This is a genomic window from Streptomyces hilarionis (genome assembly GCF_024539675.1).
In the GTDB taxonomy this organism is placed as follows: Bacteria; Actinomycetota; Actinomycetes; order Streptomycetales; family Streptomycetaceae; genus Streptomyces; species Streptomyces hilarionis.
Window position 1 is genome coordinate 40,144 of sequence record NZ_JAHHIT010000069.1, and the last position, 13,736, is coordinate 53,879.

Below are 13,736 nucleotides of genomic sequence, written 5' to 3' on the forward strand. Positions count from 1 at the left end.
GGCCGCACGCCGGCGGCCGGGCGGAGTCGCGTCGGTCGTCGCGGTCGTCGCGCCGGGGTCGGCGGGTCGTCGTGGGCGGTCCGCGCGGGGGGTGCGTCCGGGTGGGAGCGGGCGGGGCCCGGGAGGGTGCGGAGGTCGCGCGCGTCGTGCGGGCCGGGCCTACATTGGACGTACGTCACCGTCGACGCCCCGGAGCGCACCATGTCGGTCACCCATGTCCCCGAGACCGATGTCCTGCGCCGGCAGGACCCCGAGATGGCCGAGATCCTCCTCGGGGAACGGGAGCGGCAGGCGTCGACGCTGCAACTGGTCGCCGCCGAGAACTTCACCTCGCCCGCCGTGCTGGCCGCGCTCGGCTCCCCGCTCGCCAACAAGTACGCGGAGGGGTATCCGGGGGCCCGTCACCACGGCGGATGCGAGATCGTCGACGTCGCCGAGCGCATCGCCGTGGACCGCGCCACGGCTCTGTTCGGGGCCGAGCACGCCAACGTCCAGGCCCACTCGGGGTCCTCGGCCGTGCTGGCGGCCTACGCGGCGCTCCTGCGGCCCGGCGACACCGTCCTCGCGCTCGGGCTGCCCCACGGCGGACACCTCACGCACGGCTCGCCCGCCAACTTCTCCGGGCGCTGGTTCGACTTCGTCGCCTACGGGGTGGACGCGGAGACCGGTCTCATCGACCACGAGCAGGTCCGGGCGCTGGCCCGCGGTCACCGGCCCAAGGCGATCGTGTGCGGGTCCATCTCCTACCCCCGCCACATCGACTACGCCTTCTTTCGCGAGGTGGCCGACGAGGTCGGCGCCTATCTGATCGCCGACGCCGCCCACCCGATCGGTCTCGTCGCCGGGGGAGCGGCGCCCAGCCCGGTGCCGTACGCCGACGTCGTCTGCGCCACGACGCACAAGGTGCTGCGCGGTCCGCGGGGCGGCATGATCCTCTGCGGCGCGGACCTGGCCGAACGGGTGGACCGGGCGGTGTTCCCGTTCACCCAGGGCGGTGCGCAGATGCACACCGTCGCCGCGAAGGCGGTCGCGTTCGGCGAGGCGGCGACACCGGCGTTTCGCGCGTACGCCCATCAGGTGGTCGCCAACGCGAGGGTGCTGGCCGCCGCTCTGGAGAGTGAGGGACTGGCCGTCACGACGGGCGGGACCGACACCCACCTCATCACGGCCGACCCCTCCCCCCTCGGCGTCGACGGCCGCACCGCGCGGGGGCTGCTCGCCGCCGCCGGGATGGTGCTGGACTGCTGCGCCCTGCCGCACGCACACGCCCGTGGCCTGCGGCTGGGCACCGCCGCGCTGACCACGCAGGGCATGGGGGAGCGGGAGACGAGGCGGATCGCGGCGCTGCTGGCGGCGGTGCTGCGGGGGGAGACCGAGGGCAAGACGGCCCGCGAGGAGGTGCGCGAGCTCACCCTGGCGTTTCCGCCGTATCCGGGCTGAACCGGGGTAGGCGTGCCGGGTGCGCACCCGTGCGCGCCCTCTCGTGCACACCCCGTGCGCCCCCTCACACAGGCTCACGTGAAACCATCGTCACTACCCGGCAGTCCTCACACATATGCGCCGTGAGGCAGACGATCGCTAGGGTGTGGGACTGAGATGGCCAGCGAGACCTGTGGGGAAGCCCGTGCGTGAATACCTGCTGACGCTCTGCATCACGGCCGCGGTGACGTATCTGCTGACCGGGCCGGTACGCAAGTTCGCGATCGTGGCCGGAGCGATGCCGGAGATCAGGGCCCGTGACGTGCACCGGGAACCCACTCCGCGGCTCGGCGGGATCGCCATGTTCTTCGGCCTGTGCGCGGGTCTGCTGGTCGCCGACCACCTCACCAACCTCAACGAGGTCTTCGAGAAGTCGAACGAGCCGCGCGCCCTGCTCTCGGGCGCGGCGCTGATCTGGCTGATCGGCGTCCTGGACGACAAGTTCGAGATCGACGCGCTGATCAAGCTGGGCGGCCAGATGATCGCCGCCGGCGTCATGGTCATGCAGGGTCTGACGATCCTGTGGCTGCCCATCCCGCTCGTCGGCACGGTCGCGCTGACCCAGTGGCAGGGCACCCTGCTGACGGTGGCGCTGGTCGTCATCACCATCAACGCGGTGAACTTCGTGGACGGCCTCGACGGGCTCGCCGCCGGCATGGTGTGCATCGCGGCGGCCGCGTTCTTCATGTACGCCTACCGCATCTGGTACTCGTACGGCATCGAGGCCGCCGCCCCGGCGACGCTGTTCGCGGCGATCCTGATGGGCATGTGCCTGGGCTTCCTGCCCCACAACATGCACCCTGCCCGCATCTTCATGGGCGACTCCGGATCGATGCTGATCGGGCTGGTGCTGGCCGCGGGCGCGATCTCCATCACGGGGCAGGTCGACCCGGACGTCATGAAGCTGTTCTCCGGCTCCGAGCGCAACGCCGTCCACCAGATGGTGCCGGTGTACATCCCGCTGGTGATGCCGCTGACGATCATCGCCATCCCGGCGGCGGACCTCATCCTCGCGATCGTGCGCCGCACCTGGCGCGGCCAGTCGCCGTTCGCGGCGGACCGCGGGCATCTGCACCACCGGCTGCTGGAGATCGGCCACTCGCACAGCCGCGCGGTGCTGATCATGTACTTCTGGTCGGCGCTCATCGCGTTCGGCGCGCTGGCCTACTCGGTCAACTCGGCCTCCATGTGGATCGTCCTCGGCGTCGTGGCGCTCAGCGCGGTGGGCCTCGGGCTGCTTCTGCTGCCGCGCTTCACGCCGCGCACGCCCCGCTGGGCCGAGGCGTTCGTCCCGCCCCGTTACCGGCGGCGGCGCGCGCAGGCGCGGAGCGGGGCGGTGGCGGCCGCGGCCGCCGGTCCGGTGGGCGTGGGCACGGCCACGGTCGAGCGGACGCCGCAGCCGGGCCCGGCCCGCGAGCCGGGCCCGCACCGCAAGCTGAACGGCAGCACCGCCCTGTCGGAGCTGACCGCGCGGGCGCGCACCGCGGAGCGCGAACACGCGGGACGACGCGAACGAGCCCGATAGACCTCGGCTCGCCGGCCTCACGTCACACCGGGCCGGGGTTCTACGGGCCCCGCGTCGGACCGCAGGCCCGGTTCGGGGCGTCAGGTCTCGGGTCGGGCCGGCCGGTCTGGGTCGGGCCGACAGGTCTCGGGTCGGGGCGTCAGGTATGGGGTGGGACCGGCAAGGGTGGAGAGACCCGGTAGGCCGGTAGCCCCGCGGGGTCACCCGGGTGGGCCCGCGGGGCCCGGTGGGCTTCAGGAGCGGGGCGTGGAGCCGCACGACCGTGGGCCCGGCGGGACATCCGCGGCCTCCCAGCCCTTCCGGCCGGCCTCAGCTCAGGCCCGGCTTCAGCGCAGGCCCGGGGCCCAGGCTGTGTGCAGGGTGGCGCAGACCTCGCCCACGGTGGCTCGTGCGGCCAGGGCGTCCTTCATCGGGTAGAGAACGTTGTCATCGCTCTCGGCGGCGTCGTACAGGCGGCGCAGGGCTTCGTCCACGGTGCTCTGGATCCGCCAGGCGCGCAGCTTGGCCAGCCGTTCGCTCTGGCGGGCGCGCAGCGCGTCGGCGGCGGGGTGCGCGTGCGGGGCGGGGCGGCGCGGCGGCCGGGCGGCTCCGCCGTCGAGCCCGAGGAGCGTGAGCGTCCCGCCGTGCCGGTCCGTCCGGGCGAGCAGAGCGAGCGCGCCGGTCTCGATGGCAGAGGCGGACGGGCGCGGGCGGAGCGGCGCCGGGGGCGGGGCGAGCCGCGGGTGGCGGACGTACAGCCGGGGCGACGGCAGGCCGGACGCGAGCCGTTCGCGCGTGGTCCGGGCCCAGGCCCCGCGTGCCGCGCGCAGCTTCGCCCGGCTCTCGCGGGCCGTGGCGCCGGCGGTGAGGCAGATGCTCAACCGGGGGACCACCGCGTGGGCGTCCAGGCCCGCCGCGACGGCCGCCCGCAGGTACTCGACGCCGCCCGCGACGGTGCGGGCGATCTCCAGCGCGGGGTCGGCGCCCGGTCCCGCCAGCCGGTGCCCGCAGACCGAGAGGCACTGCCAGCGGGGCAGTTCGGCCAGGCCGTAGGCCACGACGTCCATGGCCAGCCGCAGCCTCGGCCGGAGCGGGAGTGCGCCGGGCCCGCGGTCGAGGAGGCCGCGGAAGACGTCGTTGCGGACCGCCCCGGTGAGCCGGCGGGCGGGTGTGCCGTGCTCCTCGGCGACGAGCTGGTACAGGAGCAGCAGCGGCGCGGCCGACGCGTCGGCGGCCAGGGTGGGGAAGATCCGCCCCAGTCGGAGTCCGCCGAACAGGACCCGCATGTCGTCGATGGAGTCGACGGGCACCCCGCAGCGGCCGACCAGGCCCCGCGCGCCGGACGCGTCGGAGTCCAGGCCGGCCCGGGTGGCCAGGTCGAACACCACGGGCACGGTCCTGGCGCCGGCCTCCACCCGCCGCCGGAAAGCGGCGTTGACCTCGGCGGCCCCGGGGACGCTCATGGGCGGGGCGGCGCGGGCCGGAGGCGGGCGGCGCCGGCCACGGCCGCCGCGGTGATCGCGATCGGCTGGGCGGGGAGTCGGGCGCTCGGTCGGTCCTGGCTCAATCCGCCCCCTCCCGGGCCCGCGCCGCCGGTCCGCGGCGGCCCTGTGCGTTCCAGCCTGATCGACCGCCCCGAGTGGCGGAACCCCTATTCCTCACCCCGAACGGACTTTCGGAGTGAGGGCGGTCACGGTCGGTCCGGGGCAGGGCCCGGCGGGTAGGGGGGTGTGCGTTCGATTAGGGGTTGTGGGGGCCATTAGGGGTCGCGAAGCATGGGGTTCGAGACGACATGGCCTACGGGTCGCAGTCCGACGGTCACCTGCACGAAAGGTTCTATGGTGAGTGCCAACCGCGTCGACGAGAACCTGTGGATCCGACGATTCCACCCGGCGCCCACCGCGGCCACGAGACTCGTCTGCCTTCCGCACGCCGGTGGGTCGGCCCCCTACTTCCTGCCGGTCTCCAAGGCGCTGAGCCCCGCGGTCGACGTGCTCGCCGTGCAGTATCCCGGCCGGCAGGACCGCAGGCACGAGAAATGCATCGACACCATCGCCGAGCTGGCCGACGCGGTGACGGCCGAACTGCTCCCGGTGGCCGACCGGCCTCTGGTGCTCTTCGGTCACAGCATGGGCGCCAGTCTCGCGTTCGAGGTGGGTGTGCGACTGGAGAAGGCGGGAGTCGTGCCGCTGGCCGTGTTCGCCTCCGGCCGCCGGGCCCCGTCGCGCCACCGTGACGAGAGCGTTCACCTGCGCAGCGACGACGAGATCATCGCCGAGCTCAGGACGCTGAGCGGGACGCAGTCCGCGGTGCTCGCGGACGAGGAGATCCTGCGGATGGTGCTCCCGGCGGTGCGCAGCGACTACAAGGCCGCCGAGACGTACCGGCACACCGGGGGCGCCCGGCTCGCGGCGCCGATCCAGGCGCACTTCGGGGTGGACGATCCGCGGGTGAGCCGCGACGAGGCGCAGGCCTGGGCGGACCACACGAGCGGCGGATTCACTCTGCACAGCTACCCGGGCGGGCACTTCTACCTCAACGAGCAGGCCCCCCGCGTCATCGAGGCGATCGCCCGCGTGACGGATGCGAATTCGCACCCGGCTATTTAAGCGCTTACCGCCTTCTTGTTTTCCTCTTCCTTTTCCTGTCGACCTGTCATGGCCGGTGGCTGAATCTATACCTTAGCTGTCCGAAGCCTTTCGCATGTTGACATTTATGGTCATCTGATGATTGAATCGTGCAGGTATTTGGCGTTTATTGAGAGGTGAACAGCCAAGAAAAGGAAATTCCTCCCGATATGCGCCGCGGCTTCTGAATTGTTCTGAGTGATACGGGGTGTTCCGCAATTCATGGTGCTGATTGGGCGAGGCCAGGACATCGACCGAATACACGCGGCTTTCCACTCGGTCCGCTCCACCGGCAGATCGCGGACGGTGCTCGTCGAGGCCTCGGCGGGCTGCGGCAAGACCGAGGTGCTGGGTGAACTCGTACGGCATGTCGAGTCGCTCGGGCTGACCGTTCTGCACACCACCGCGATCGCCGAGGAGAAGGACACTCCGCTCAGCGTCATCCGCAGCCTCGTCAACGGGTCGCCCTTCCCGGACGAACTCGTGCGGCGCTTCCACACGATGGGCGACGCCGCGGCACGCCGGATCGGCGACGACGGCCGGGACGCGGCACGCCGGGACGCCGCCTGGTACGAACTGATGCGGACCTTCTGCACGGAGGTCCGCACGCTCGCCCGGCGCGAGCCCGTCGTGGTGGCCGTCGACGACGTGCACCACGGCGACGCCGACTCCCTGCGCCAGCTGCTCCACCTGGCCCGGCACTGCTGCAGCGTGCCGGTGCTGCTGGCGTTCACCCGGCCGCTCGTCGGCGAACCCGTGGGCTCCGGATTCCACGCGGAACTGCTGCGCCAGCCCAACCTCGACCGGGTGCCGCTCGCCCGGCTCGACGTGCGGGGCATCACCGCGTTCCTCGCCGAGCTCGGCCACGCCGACGTCAGCGCCGACACCGCCGAGCGGTGCTTCGAGATCAGCGGCGGCAACCCGCTGCTGCTGCGCGCCCTGCTGAGCGACACCTGGCCGGACTCCACCGGCTTACGGCCCTCAGGGGGCCCCGGGGCCTCCCAGGCGCCGCCCGCGGGCCCGGCCGTGACGCCGAGGGCCGGGCAGGAGTACGGCAGGGCCGTCGTCGCCTGTCTGGACCGCAGCGGCGAGAAGGTGCGCGAGGTCGCCGCCGGACTGGCCGTGCTCGGCGGGTCGTTCAGCCACAACCTGCTCTCCCGGCTGCTCGACATCTCCGCCGCCGAACTCACCGAGAACCTCCAGGCCCTGCGCGGCGCCGGCATCGTGTCGGGCACCTCCTTCCAGCACCCGGCGGCGAAACGGGCGGTCCTGGACTCCCTGGAGCCCTCCCACCGGCTGGAGCTGCACCGGCGCTCCGCGGAGCTGCTGCACGCCTCCGGGGCCCCGCCCGCCCTGGCCGCCGAACACCTCCGCAGCGCCGGGCAGGCCGACGGCGCATGGGCCGTCGGCGTGCTCCGGCAGGCCGCGGAACAGGCGCTGCTGGAGGACGTCGCGGGCCGGGCCGTGTCCTATCTCGAACTGGCCCACTCCGCGAGCGAGGACCCGCTGCTGCGCGCGGAAATCAAGATCAGGCTCGGCTCGGTCGCCCGGCGGATCAGCGTCGCCGACGCCGAACGCCACGTCGACGACGCGCTGCGGGTCCTCAGGACGGGCCGGGTCGACCCCTCGGACGCCGGCGGACTCGGTGAACTGCTCCTCGCCCACGGCCGGCTGGAACAGGCGCGCACCCTGCTGGACCAGGGCCGACGGCCCGTCGACGGGAAACGCGCCCGCGCCGACGACGGCCACGATCCCCTCGCGCGCCGCGGCGCCTGGCAGGTGGGCGGCCGCTCCGTCCGGCCGGACCCGCCCGGCCCGCGCCCGCCCGCCGACCGGGCCGGCGTCCTGGCCCGGCTCGGCGGCCCGTCCTCCGGCCGCGAGGCCCGGCACATCGCCGGCACCGAGGGCCTGCTGGAGATCACCCAGCTGACCGACACCACCTTCGACTTCGTCGTCGACGCCATCCGGACCCTGCTCGCGCTCGGCGCCGTGCGGCGGGCCCTGCACTGGTGCGACACGTTCCTCGGCGAAGCGGCGGTGCGCGACGCGCCCGGCTGGGAGGCGGCCTTCGCGGCCGTGCGCGCCGAGGGCGCCCTGCACGGCGGCGACCTGGCGGAGGCCGAACGCGACGCGAACCGCTGTCTCGCGCTCCTGCCGGACCGGCACCGGTCGGCCTTCGAGGCGGCGGCGGTCGCCCGGCTGGTGACCGTCCACGTCGCCCGCGGGGACCACGCGAAGGCCGCACGGCTGCTGAGCCGTCCCGTGGCGGACTCCCTGCCCGACACCGTCCACTGGCTCCACTACCTCAGGGCCCGCGGCCTGTACTGCCTGGCCACCCGTCAGTACGACGCCGCCCTGCGGGACTTCCGGGAAGTGGGCCGGGTCGCCGTGCGGTGGGGCACGGACCGGCCCGCCCTGCTGCCCTGGCGCACGGACACCGCCGAGGTGCTGCTGCGCCTGGGCGACCGGGACCAGGGCCACCGGATGGCCACGGAGCAACTGGCCCTCGTCCAGCACGGGCCGCCGCGCGTCCGGGGCATCTCGCTGCGCCTTCAGGGCCTCGCCGCCGAGCGCGGCGCCCGGGTCGCCCTGCTCAACAGGGCCGCCGTCGAACTGAACCGGGCCGACGACCCGCTCGAACTGTGCCGCACCCTGTTCGACCTGGCCGACGCCTACCGGCAGGCCCGGCAGGCCCGGCAGGCGGCGGGCGTCCTGCGGCGGGCGCGGCTGCTGGCCAAGAGCTGCGGCCTGGAGACGCCCCGGGACCGGGTCGGCGCGCACGGCACGCCGGAGGTGCCGGTGCAGCGGGTCGTCGCCGAGCCGCCCGGCCGGCGCTCCGGCTGGGAGCACCTGAGCGAGTCGGAACGCCGGGTGGCCGGCCTGGCCGCCGGCGGACACACGAACCGGGAGATCTCCGGGCGGCTGCACATCACCATGAGCACGGTGGAGCAGCATCTGACACGTGTCTACCGAAAGCTCAACATCAACGGACGCGAGGAACTGATCTCGGAATTCCGGGCGGGCGTCCAGGTCTGAAGTCCCGAGCATTTGGAAGACTCTTTGCCCGGCGGGGTGACATCGTTGGCAGGATTCCTGCCCCGCCGGGCATTTCCGTGCGCCGGAAAACGTCACTAGGGGGGTCGGGGATATAGGGGTTGGGGGAGTGGTCGCCGATCGCTAGCCTCGAATCAGCCCGATCGAGACGGCCTGGAAGAGGAAAACCGGATCGCTCGATGAATTCCTGATGAAGCGGGGTAGACGAGTGGAACTGGTGGAACGGGCCGAGGAAATGGCGTTGCTCACGAACGTGCTGGCCCGGTCCGCGAGAGGCGAGGGGGGCGTGGTGCTCCTCGACGCGGGACCCGGCGTGGGCCGCACCGCCCTGCTCGACGCCTTCCTGCGCCGTGCCGCCGACACCGGCGCCCGGGTGTGCGCCGCCACCGGATCGTCCGCGGAGAAGGACGTCGAGTACGGCGTCGTCGGACAGCTCTTCCCCCCGCACTCCGGCCTGGACGCCGCCCTCGGCCTCGCCCGGGCGATCGGAGCGCGGGACGCCGAGACCGCGCCCCGCGTCGACGCCGAGACCGCGCCCGGCCTCGACGCCGACGGCCTGTTCGACGCGCTGTGCCGCGAGTTCCGCCGGCGACCGGTGGTGATCGCCGTCGACGACGCGCAGTTCGCCGACACGGCCTCCCTGCGGTTCCTGCTCCACCTCGTCCGCCGGCTGCGGACCGCCCCCGTGGCGATCGTGCTCACCGAGCCCACGGGCCCCGACTCGCTCTCCCCCTCCTTCCAGGCCGAACTGCTGCGGCTGCCCCAGTGCCGGCGGGCGGCGCTGCTGCCGCTGTCCCGGGCCGGCGTCGCCCAGCTCGTCGCCCCCCTGACCGAGGAGGCCGGGACCGCCCCGCTCGCGGCGGACATCCACGCCGTCAGCGGCGGCAACCCCCTCCTCGTCCAGGCGCTCCTGGAGGACCACCGCACCGCGCACCGGCTGGACCAGGAGCCCGGCTCCGCCCCGCCCGCCGCCCTGACCAAGGCGGCGCTCGCCTGGGCCTACCGCGACGACCCCGTCCTCTTCGACGTCGCCTGCGGGTTCGCCGTCCTCGGTCCTTCGGCGACCCCCGCGCTGGTCGCCTGCCTGGTCGACCGGGGCGCCGACGCCGTGGCCCGGGTCATGACCGCCCTGGACACGGCCGGACTGCTCGACGGCGGCGCCCTGCGCGGCGACGTCGTCGGCCGGGCCCTGCTGGAACACGTCGACGTCGAGACACGGGCCGAACTGCGCCGGCGCGCCGCCCGGCTGCTGCGCATGGACGGCGCGCCCGCGACCGTCGTCGCCCGCCATCTGCTCGCCGCCCCGCAGAGCGAACCGTGGGCCGGGCGCATCCTGCTCCTGGCGGCCGAACAGGCCATGCGGGACGGCAGCACGGAGTTCAGCCTCGACTGCCTGCGGCTGGCCGGACAGATCGCGGCCACCGAACACGAGCGCGCCGCCGTCGTCATGGCCCGGGTCGTGATCGGCTGGGAGATCGACCCCCGCCTGGTCGGACCCTGGCTCGACGAACTCGCCGACGCCCTCGAACAGGGCAACCTGCGCAGCGCCGACGGCGCCCGGGTCGTCCGCCACCTCGTCTGGCAGGACCGGTCGCCGCGGGCCGCGCGCTGTCTGCGGGCCCTCGCCGAGCGGGCCGGCCCGGACGACCCCGACGCGGCGGCCGAACTCCACGTCGTGCGGCACTGGCTGCGGCACACCTGCCCGCCGCTGGACACGGACGACCCCGACGCCGGGCTGCCGCGCCCGCCGCGGCCCCGGCGGGCGAGCCCCGCCTCCTATGCCGCCGAGGTGCTCGGCCAGGTCCTGTCCGACGGGCCCGGCGACCAGGCCGTCGGCAGGGCCGAGGAGATCCTGCGCGGCTGCCGGTACGGCGAGACCACCGTCGAGGCCCTCGAAGCGGCCCTGCTGGCGCTGCTCTACGCCGACCGCGCCGACCGGGCGCTGTACTGGTGCGAGGCGCTGCTGAAACAGGCCGGCGACCGCTCGACCGGCACCTCCATGGCCGTCCTCGGCGCCGTCCGCGCCGAGATCGCGCTGCGTCTGGGCGCACCGCACACCGCGCAGGAGCACGCGCGCGGCGCCCTGTCGGCCATCTCCCGGCCCGGCTGGGGGGTGGCGGTCGGCTCCCCGCTGGCCGCGCTGGTGCAGGCCGCCACGGCCTCCGGCATGAGCGGCACGGCCGGGGCCTGGCTCAACCAGGACGTGCCCGACGGCATGTTCCAGACCCGCCACGGACTGCTCTACACCCATGCCCGCGGCCACTACCACCTCGCCGTCGACCGCCCCGCCGCCGCCCTCGACGACTTCCTGACCTGCGGCGACCTCGCCAGGCAGTGGGGCATGGACGTGCCCACGTTCCTGCCCTGGCGCACCTCGGCGGCGCAGGCGCACCTCGCCCTCGGCCATGCCCGGGAGGCACGGACCCTGGTCCGGGAGCAGCTGACGCGACCCGGCGGTTCCACCCCGAGGGCCAGGGGCGTGTCCCTGCGGCTCCTCGCGGCCACCAGCGAACTCGGCCAGCGGCCCGCCCTGTTGCGCGAGTCGGTCACCCTGCTGGAGAACTCCTGCGACCCGGTGGAGCTCATCCGCGCCCTGGCCGACCGCTGCCAGGTCCTGCACGAGGTCGGCGCCCCGGCGAAGGCCCGGCTGACGGCACGGCACGCCCGCGACGTCGCCGACGCCTGCGGCGGACACGCCCTGTTCCGCAAGCTGTTCAAGGACGAGGGGCCCGAGCGGACCGGCGAGCCCGACGGCCTCGCCGGCGAGGACCAGGGATCGGCGAGCCTGACGGCCGCGGAGCGCCGGGTCACCGCGCTGGCCGCCCTCGGGCACTCCAACCGCGAGATAGGCCGGAAGCTGTTCATCACCAAGAGCACCGTCGAACAGCACCTCACCCGCGCCTACCGCAAGCTCGGCGTCCGCAACCGCAGCGACCTGGGCGACCTCCTCGCCGGGACGAACCTGGCGGCGGCGGCCTCCGCACCGGGGTAGCCGCGCGCGGCGCCGCCCGCTGTCAGGGGGCGGCTGGTGGTCGCGCCCAGGGGCCGGGCGACCGGACAGTCGGTGACGATCACGGCGGCGCGTCCCCGCGGGGCCACGGCCGCCGGGCGCCGGGGCGCGCAGGCGCGGCCCCGGCGCCCGACGACGCGCTCATCAGCGACCTCTCCACCGGCGATGAACTGCCCGCCGACGAAGTGGCCGGCACCGCCCTGCTGTTGCTGCTCGCCGGACACGAGACGACCTCCGGCATGCTCGCCCCGTCCACGCTCGCGCTGCTGAGCCACCCCGGCGGTCCGGCCAGGCTGGGCGGGGACCCCGCACACGTCAAAGGCGCCGTGGAGGAACTGCTGCGCCACCTCACGATCGTCCACAACGGCGTCGGACGCGTGGCGTTGGAGGACGGGGAGATCGGCGGGCAGACCATCGGGCCGGAGAGGGCGTGCTGTGCATGCTCTCCACCGCCGACCGGGACGAGACGGTCGTTGCGGACCGCCCTGGAGACCCTGCCGCGCAGGCCCCGGTCGCCTGGTGAGAGAGGCCGGCACGGACCGAGCGGCGGCGCACCCCCCGGGGGTGCGCCGCCGCTCGGCATTTCCGGACGGGAACCCCGCACCCGGCAGCCCAGCCGAGGCCCCTAGGGGTCGGGTAGTGGTTGAGGCTAGGGGCGAGGCGGCCGGATATTCGGAATGTGCTGCGGCCTGCGCATACGCCGCACTGAAAACGCTCCGCGTATTCCTAGTGAGGTAAGGGAAACACATGGCGGGTGGATCCGAGTCAGAGGCCGCTGAATTCCGGACACGACCCACCTGGCCGATAGCCGTAGTGGGAATGGCGTGCCGACTTCCCGGCGCTGCCGGTCCCGAGGAGTTCCGCTGGCTCCTGCGAAACGGCACGGAAGCCGTCGGCGCCCCCGCGGCGGACCGCCCCTACGCCCCCCGCCGGGGCGGCTTCCTGGATTCCGTGGACCGTTTCGACGCCGCGTTCTTCGGCATCTCGCCGCGCGAGGCCGCCGCGATGGACCCGCAGCAGCGGCTGGTCCTGGAACTGACCTGGGAGGCGCTGGAGGACGCCGGCATCCTCCCCGCCCGTCTCGACGGCGAGAACGCGGGCGTCTTCCTGGGCGCCGTCGCCGACGACTACGCCACCCTGTCGCGGGCCGCCGGATCCCACGCCGCCACCCCCGAGACGGCCACCGGCCTGAACCGGGGGATCATCGCCAACCGGGTCTCCTACACGCTCGGCCTGCGCGGCCCGAGCTTCACCGTGGACTCGGGCCAGTCGTCCTCGCTGGTCGCGGTGCACCTGGCGGCCGAGAGCCTGCGCCGCGGCGAGTGCTCCGTGGCGCTGGCCGGCGGGGTCAGCCTGATCCTGGCCGAGGACAGCACGGTGGCGATGGAGCGCTTCGGCGCGCTCTCCCCCGACGGGCGCTGCCACACCTTCGACGCCCGCGCCAACGGCTACGTGCGCGGCGAGGGCGGCGGCGTCGTCGTCCTCAAACCGCTGGCCGACGCGCTCGCGGACGGCGACGACGTCCACTGCGTCCTCGCGGGCAGCGCGGTCAACAACGACGGCGGCGGCGACGGCCTGACCGTGCCCGACCGCGACGGTCAGGAAGCCGTGCTGACCGCCGCCTACGCACAGGCCGGGATCTCCCCGGACGCCGTCGCGTACGTCGAACTGCACGGCACCGGAACCCCCGCCGGGGACCCGGTGGAGGCCGCCGCCCTCGGCGCCGTGCTCGGCGGCGCGCGCTCCGCGGACCGGCCGCTGCTCGTCGGCTCGGTGAAGACCAACATCGGCCACCTCGAAGGCGCCGCCGGCATCGCCGGCCTCCTCAAGGCCGTCCTCAGCGTGCGCCACCGGGAGATCCCCGCCAGCCTCCACTTCGCCGAACCCCACCCGGCCATCCCCCTGGAGGAGTGGGGGCTGCGGGTCAACACGGCGCTGCGGCCCTGGCCGGAGCGCTCCGGCCGCCTCGTCGTCGGCGTCAGCTCGTTCGGCATGGGCGGCACCAACTGCCACGTCGTCCTCACCGAACCGACCGCCGCGCCCCCCGGACAGACCCCCGACG

General features: G+C 74.2%; 8 protein-coding genes. 7 read left to right on the forward strand and 1 reads right to left on the reverse strand.

Going from position 1 to position 13,736, the window contains the following annotated elements:
• Nucleotides 1–201 precede the first annotated feature (201 nt).
• Both glyA and KMS84_RS18255 read left to right on the forward strand, forming a co-directional pair.
• Nucleotides 202–1,440, forward strand: coding sequence for a serine hydroxymethyltransferase (gene glyA / locus KMS84_RS18250; RefSeq protein WP_256917302.1), 1,239 nt, complete (start codon nt 202–204; stop codon nt 1,438–1,440).
• A 184-nt stretch (nt 1,441–1,624) separates the two neighbouring features.
• A complete protein-coding gene (locus tag KMS84_RS18255; protein WP_256917303.1) occupies nt 1,625–3,004 on the forward strand; it encodes an MraY family glycosyltransferase in 1,380 nt (459 codons plus the stop codon).
• Between the two features lie 326 nt (nt 3,005–3,330).
• Here KMS84_RS18255 and KMS84_RS18260 read toward each other — a convergent pair whose 3' ends face one another.
• Entirely contained in the window at nt 3,331–4,446 is a 1,116-nt protein-coding gene (locus KMS84_RS18260) for a methylmalonyl-CoA mutase family protein (protein ID WP_256917304.1), read from the reverse strand.
• Between the two features lie 375 nt (nt 4,447–4,821).
• Between KMS84_RS18260 and KMS84_RS18265 the strand changes: the two genes are divergently transcribed.
• From KMS84_RS18265 to KMS84_RS18285, 5 genes are all read left to right on the forward strand, one after another.
• The gene (locus tag KMS84_RS18265) at nt 4,822–5,592 is read left to right on the forward strand and encodes a thioesterase II family protein (protein ID WP_256917305.1); all 771 of its coding nucleotides are present in this window, start codon (nt 4,822–4,824) and stop codon (nt 5,590–5,592) included.
• Nucleotides 5,593–5,832: 240 nt separating this feature from the next.
• Nucleotides 5,833–8,646 (forward strand): AAA family ATPase, encoded by a 2,814-nt coding sequence (locus tag KMS84_RS18270; RefSeq protein ID WP_256917306.1) that lies wholly within the window; start codon nt 5,833–5,835, stop codon nt 8,644–8,646.
• Nucleotides 8,647–8,854: 208 nt separating this feature from the next.
• Nucleotides 8,855–11,656 (forward strand): helix-turn-helix transcriptional regulator, encoded by a 2,802-nt coding sequence (locus KMS84_RS18275; protein ID WP_256917307.1) that lies wholly within the window; start codon nt 8,855–8,857, stop codon nt 11,654–11,656.
• A gap of 203 nt (nt 11,657–11,859) precedes the next feature.
• The gene (locus tag KMS84_RS18280; RefSeq protein ID WP_256917308.1) at nt 11,860–12,303 is read left to right on the forward strand and encodes a hypothetical protein; all 444 of its coding nucleotides are present in this window, start codon (nt 11,860–11,862) and stop codon (nt 12,301–12,303) included.
• A gap of 118 nt (nt 12,304–12,421) precedes the next feature.
• A partial coding sequence (locus tag KMS84_RS18285; protein WP_438818951.1) for a beta-ketoacyl [acyl carrier protein] synthase domain-containing protein occupies nt 12,422–13,736 on the forward strand: 1,315 nt, incomplete at its 3' end.

Bases quoted from the DNA above. Each gene is read 5' to 3' on its own strand.
- KMS84_RS18265 (WP_256917305.1), top strand. From the start codon at position 4,822: ATGGTGAGTGCCAACCGCGTCGACGAGAACCTGTGGATCCGACGATTC.
- KMS84_RS18260 (WP_256917304.1), bottom strand. From the start codon at position 4,446: ATGAGCGTCCCCGGGGCCGCCGAGGTCAACGCCGCTTTCCGGCGGCGG.
- KMS84_RS18275 (WP_256917307.1), top strand. From the start codon at position 8,855: ATGAAGCGGGGTAGACGAGTGGAACTGGTGGAACGGGCCGAGGAAATG.
- glyA (WP_256917302.1), top strand. From the start codon at position 202: ATGTCGGTCACCCATGTCCCCGAGACCGATGTCCTGCGCCGGCAGGAC.
- KMS84_RS18270 (WP_256917306.1), top strand. From the start codon at position 5,833: ATGGTGCTGATTGGGCGAGGCCAGGACATCGACCGAATACACGCGGCT.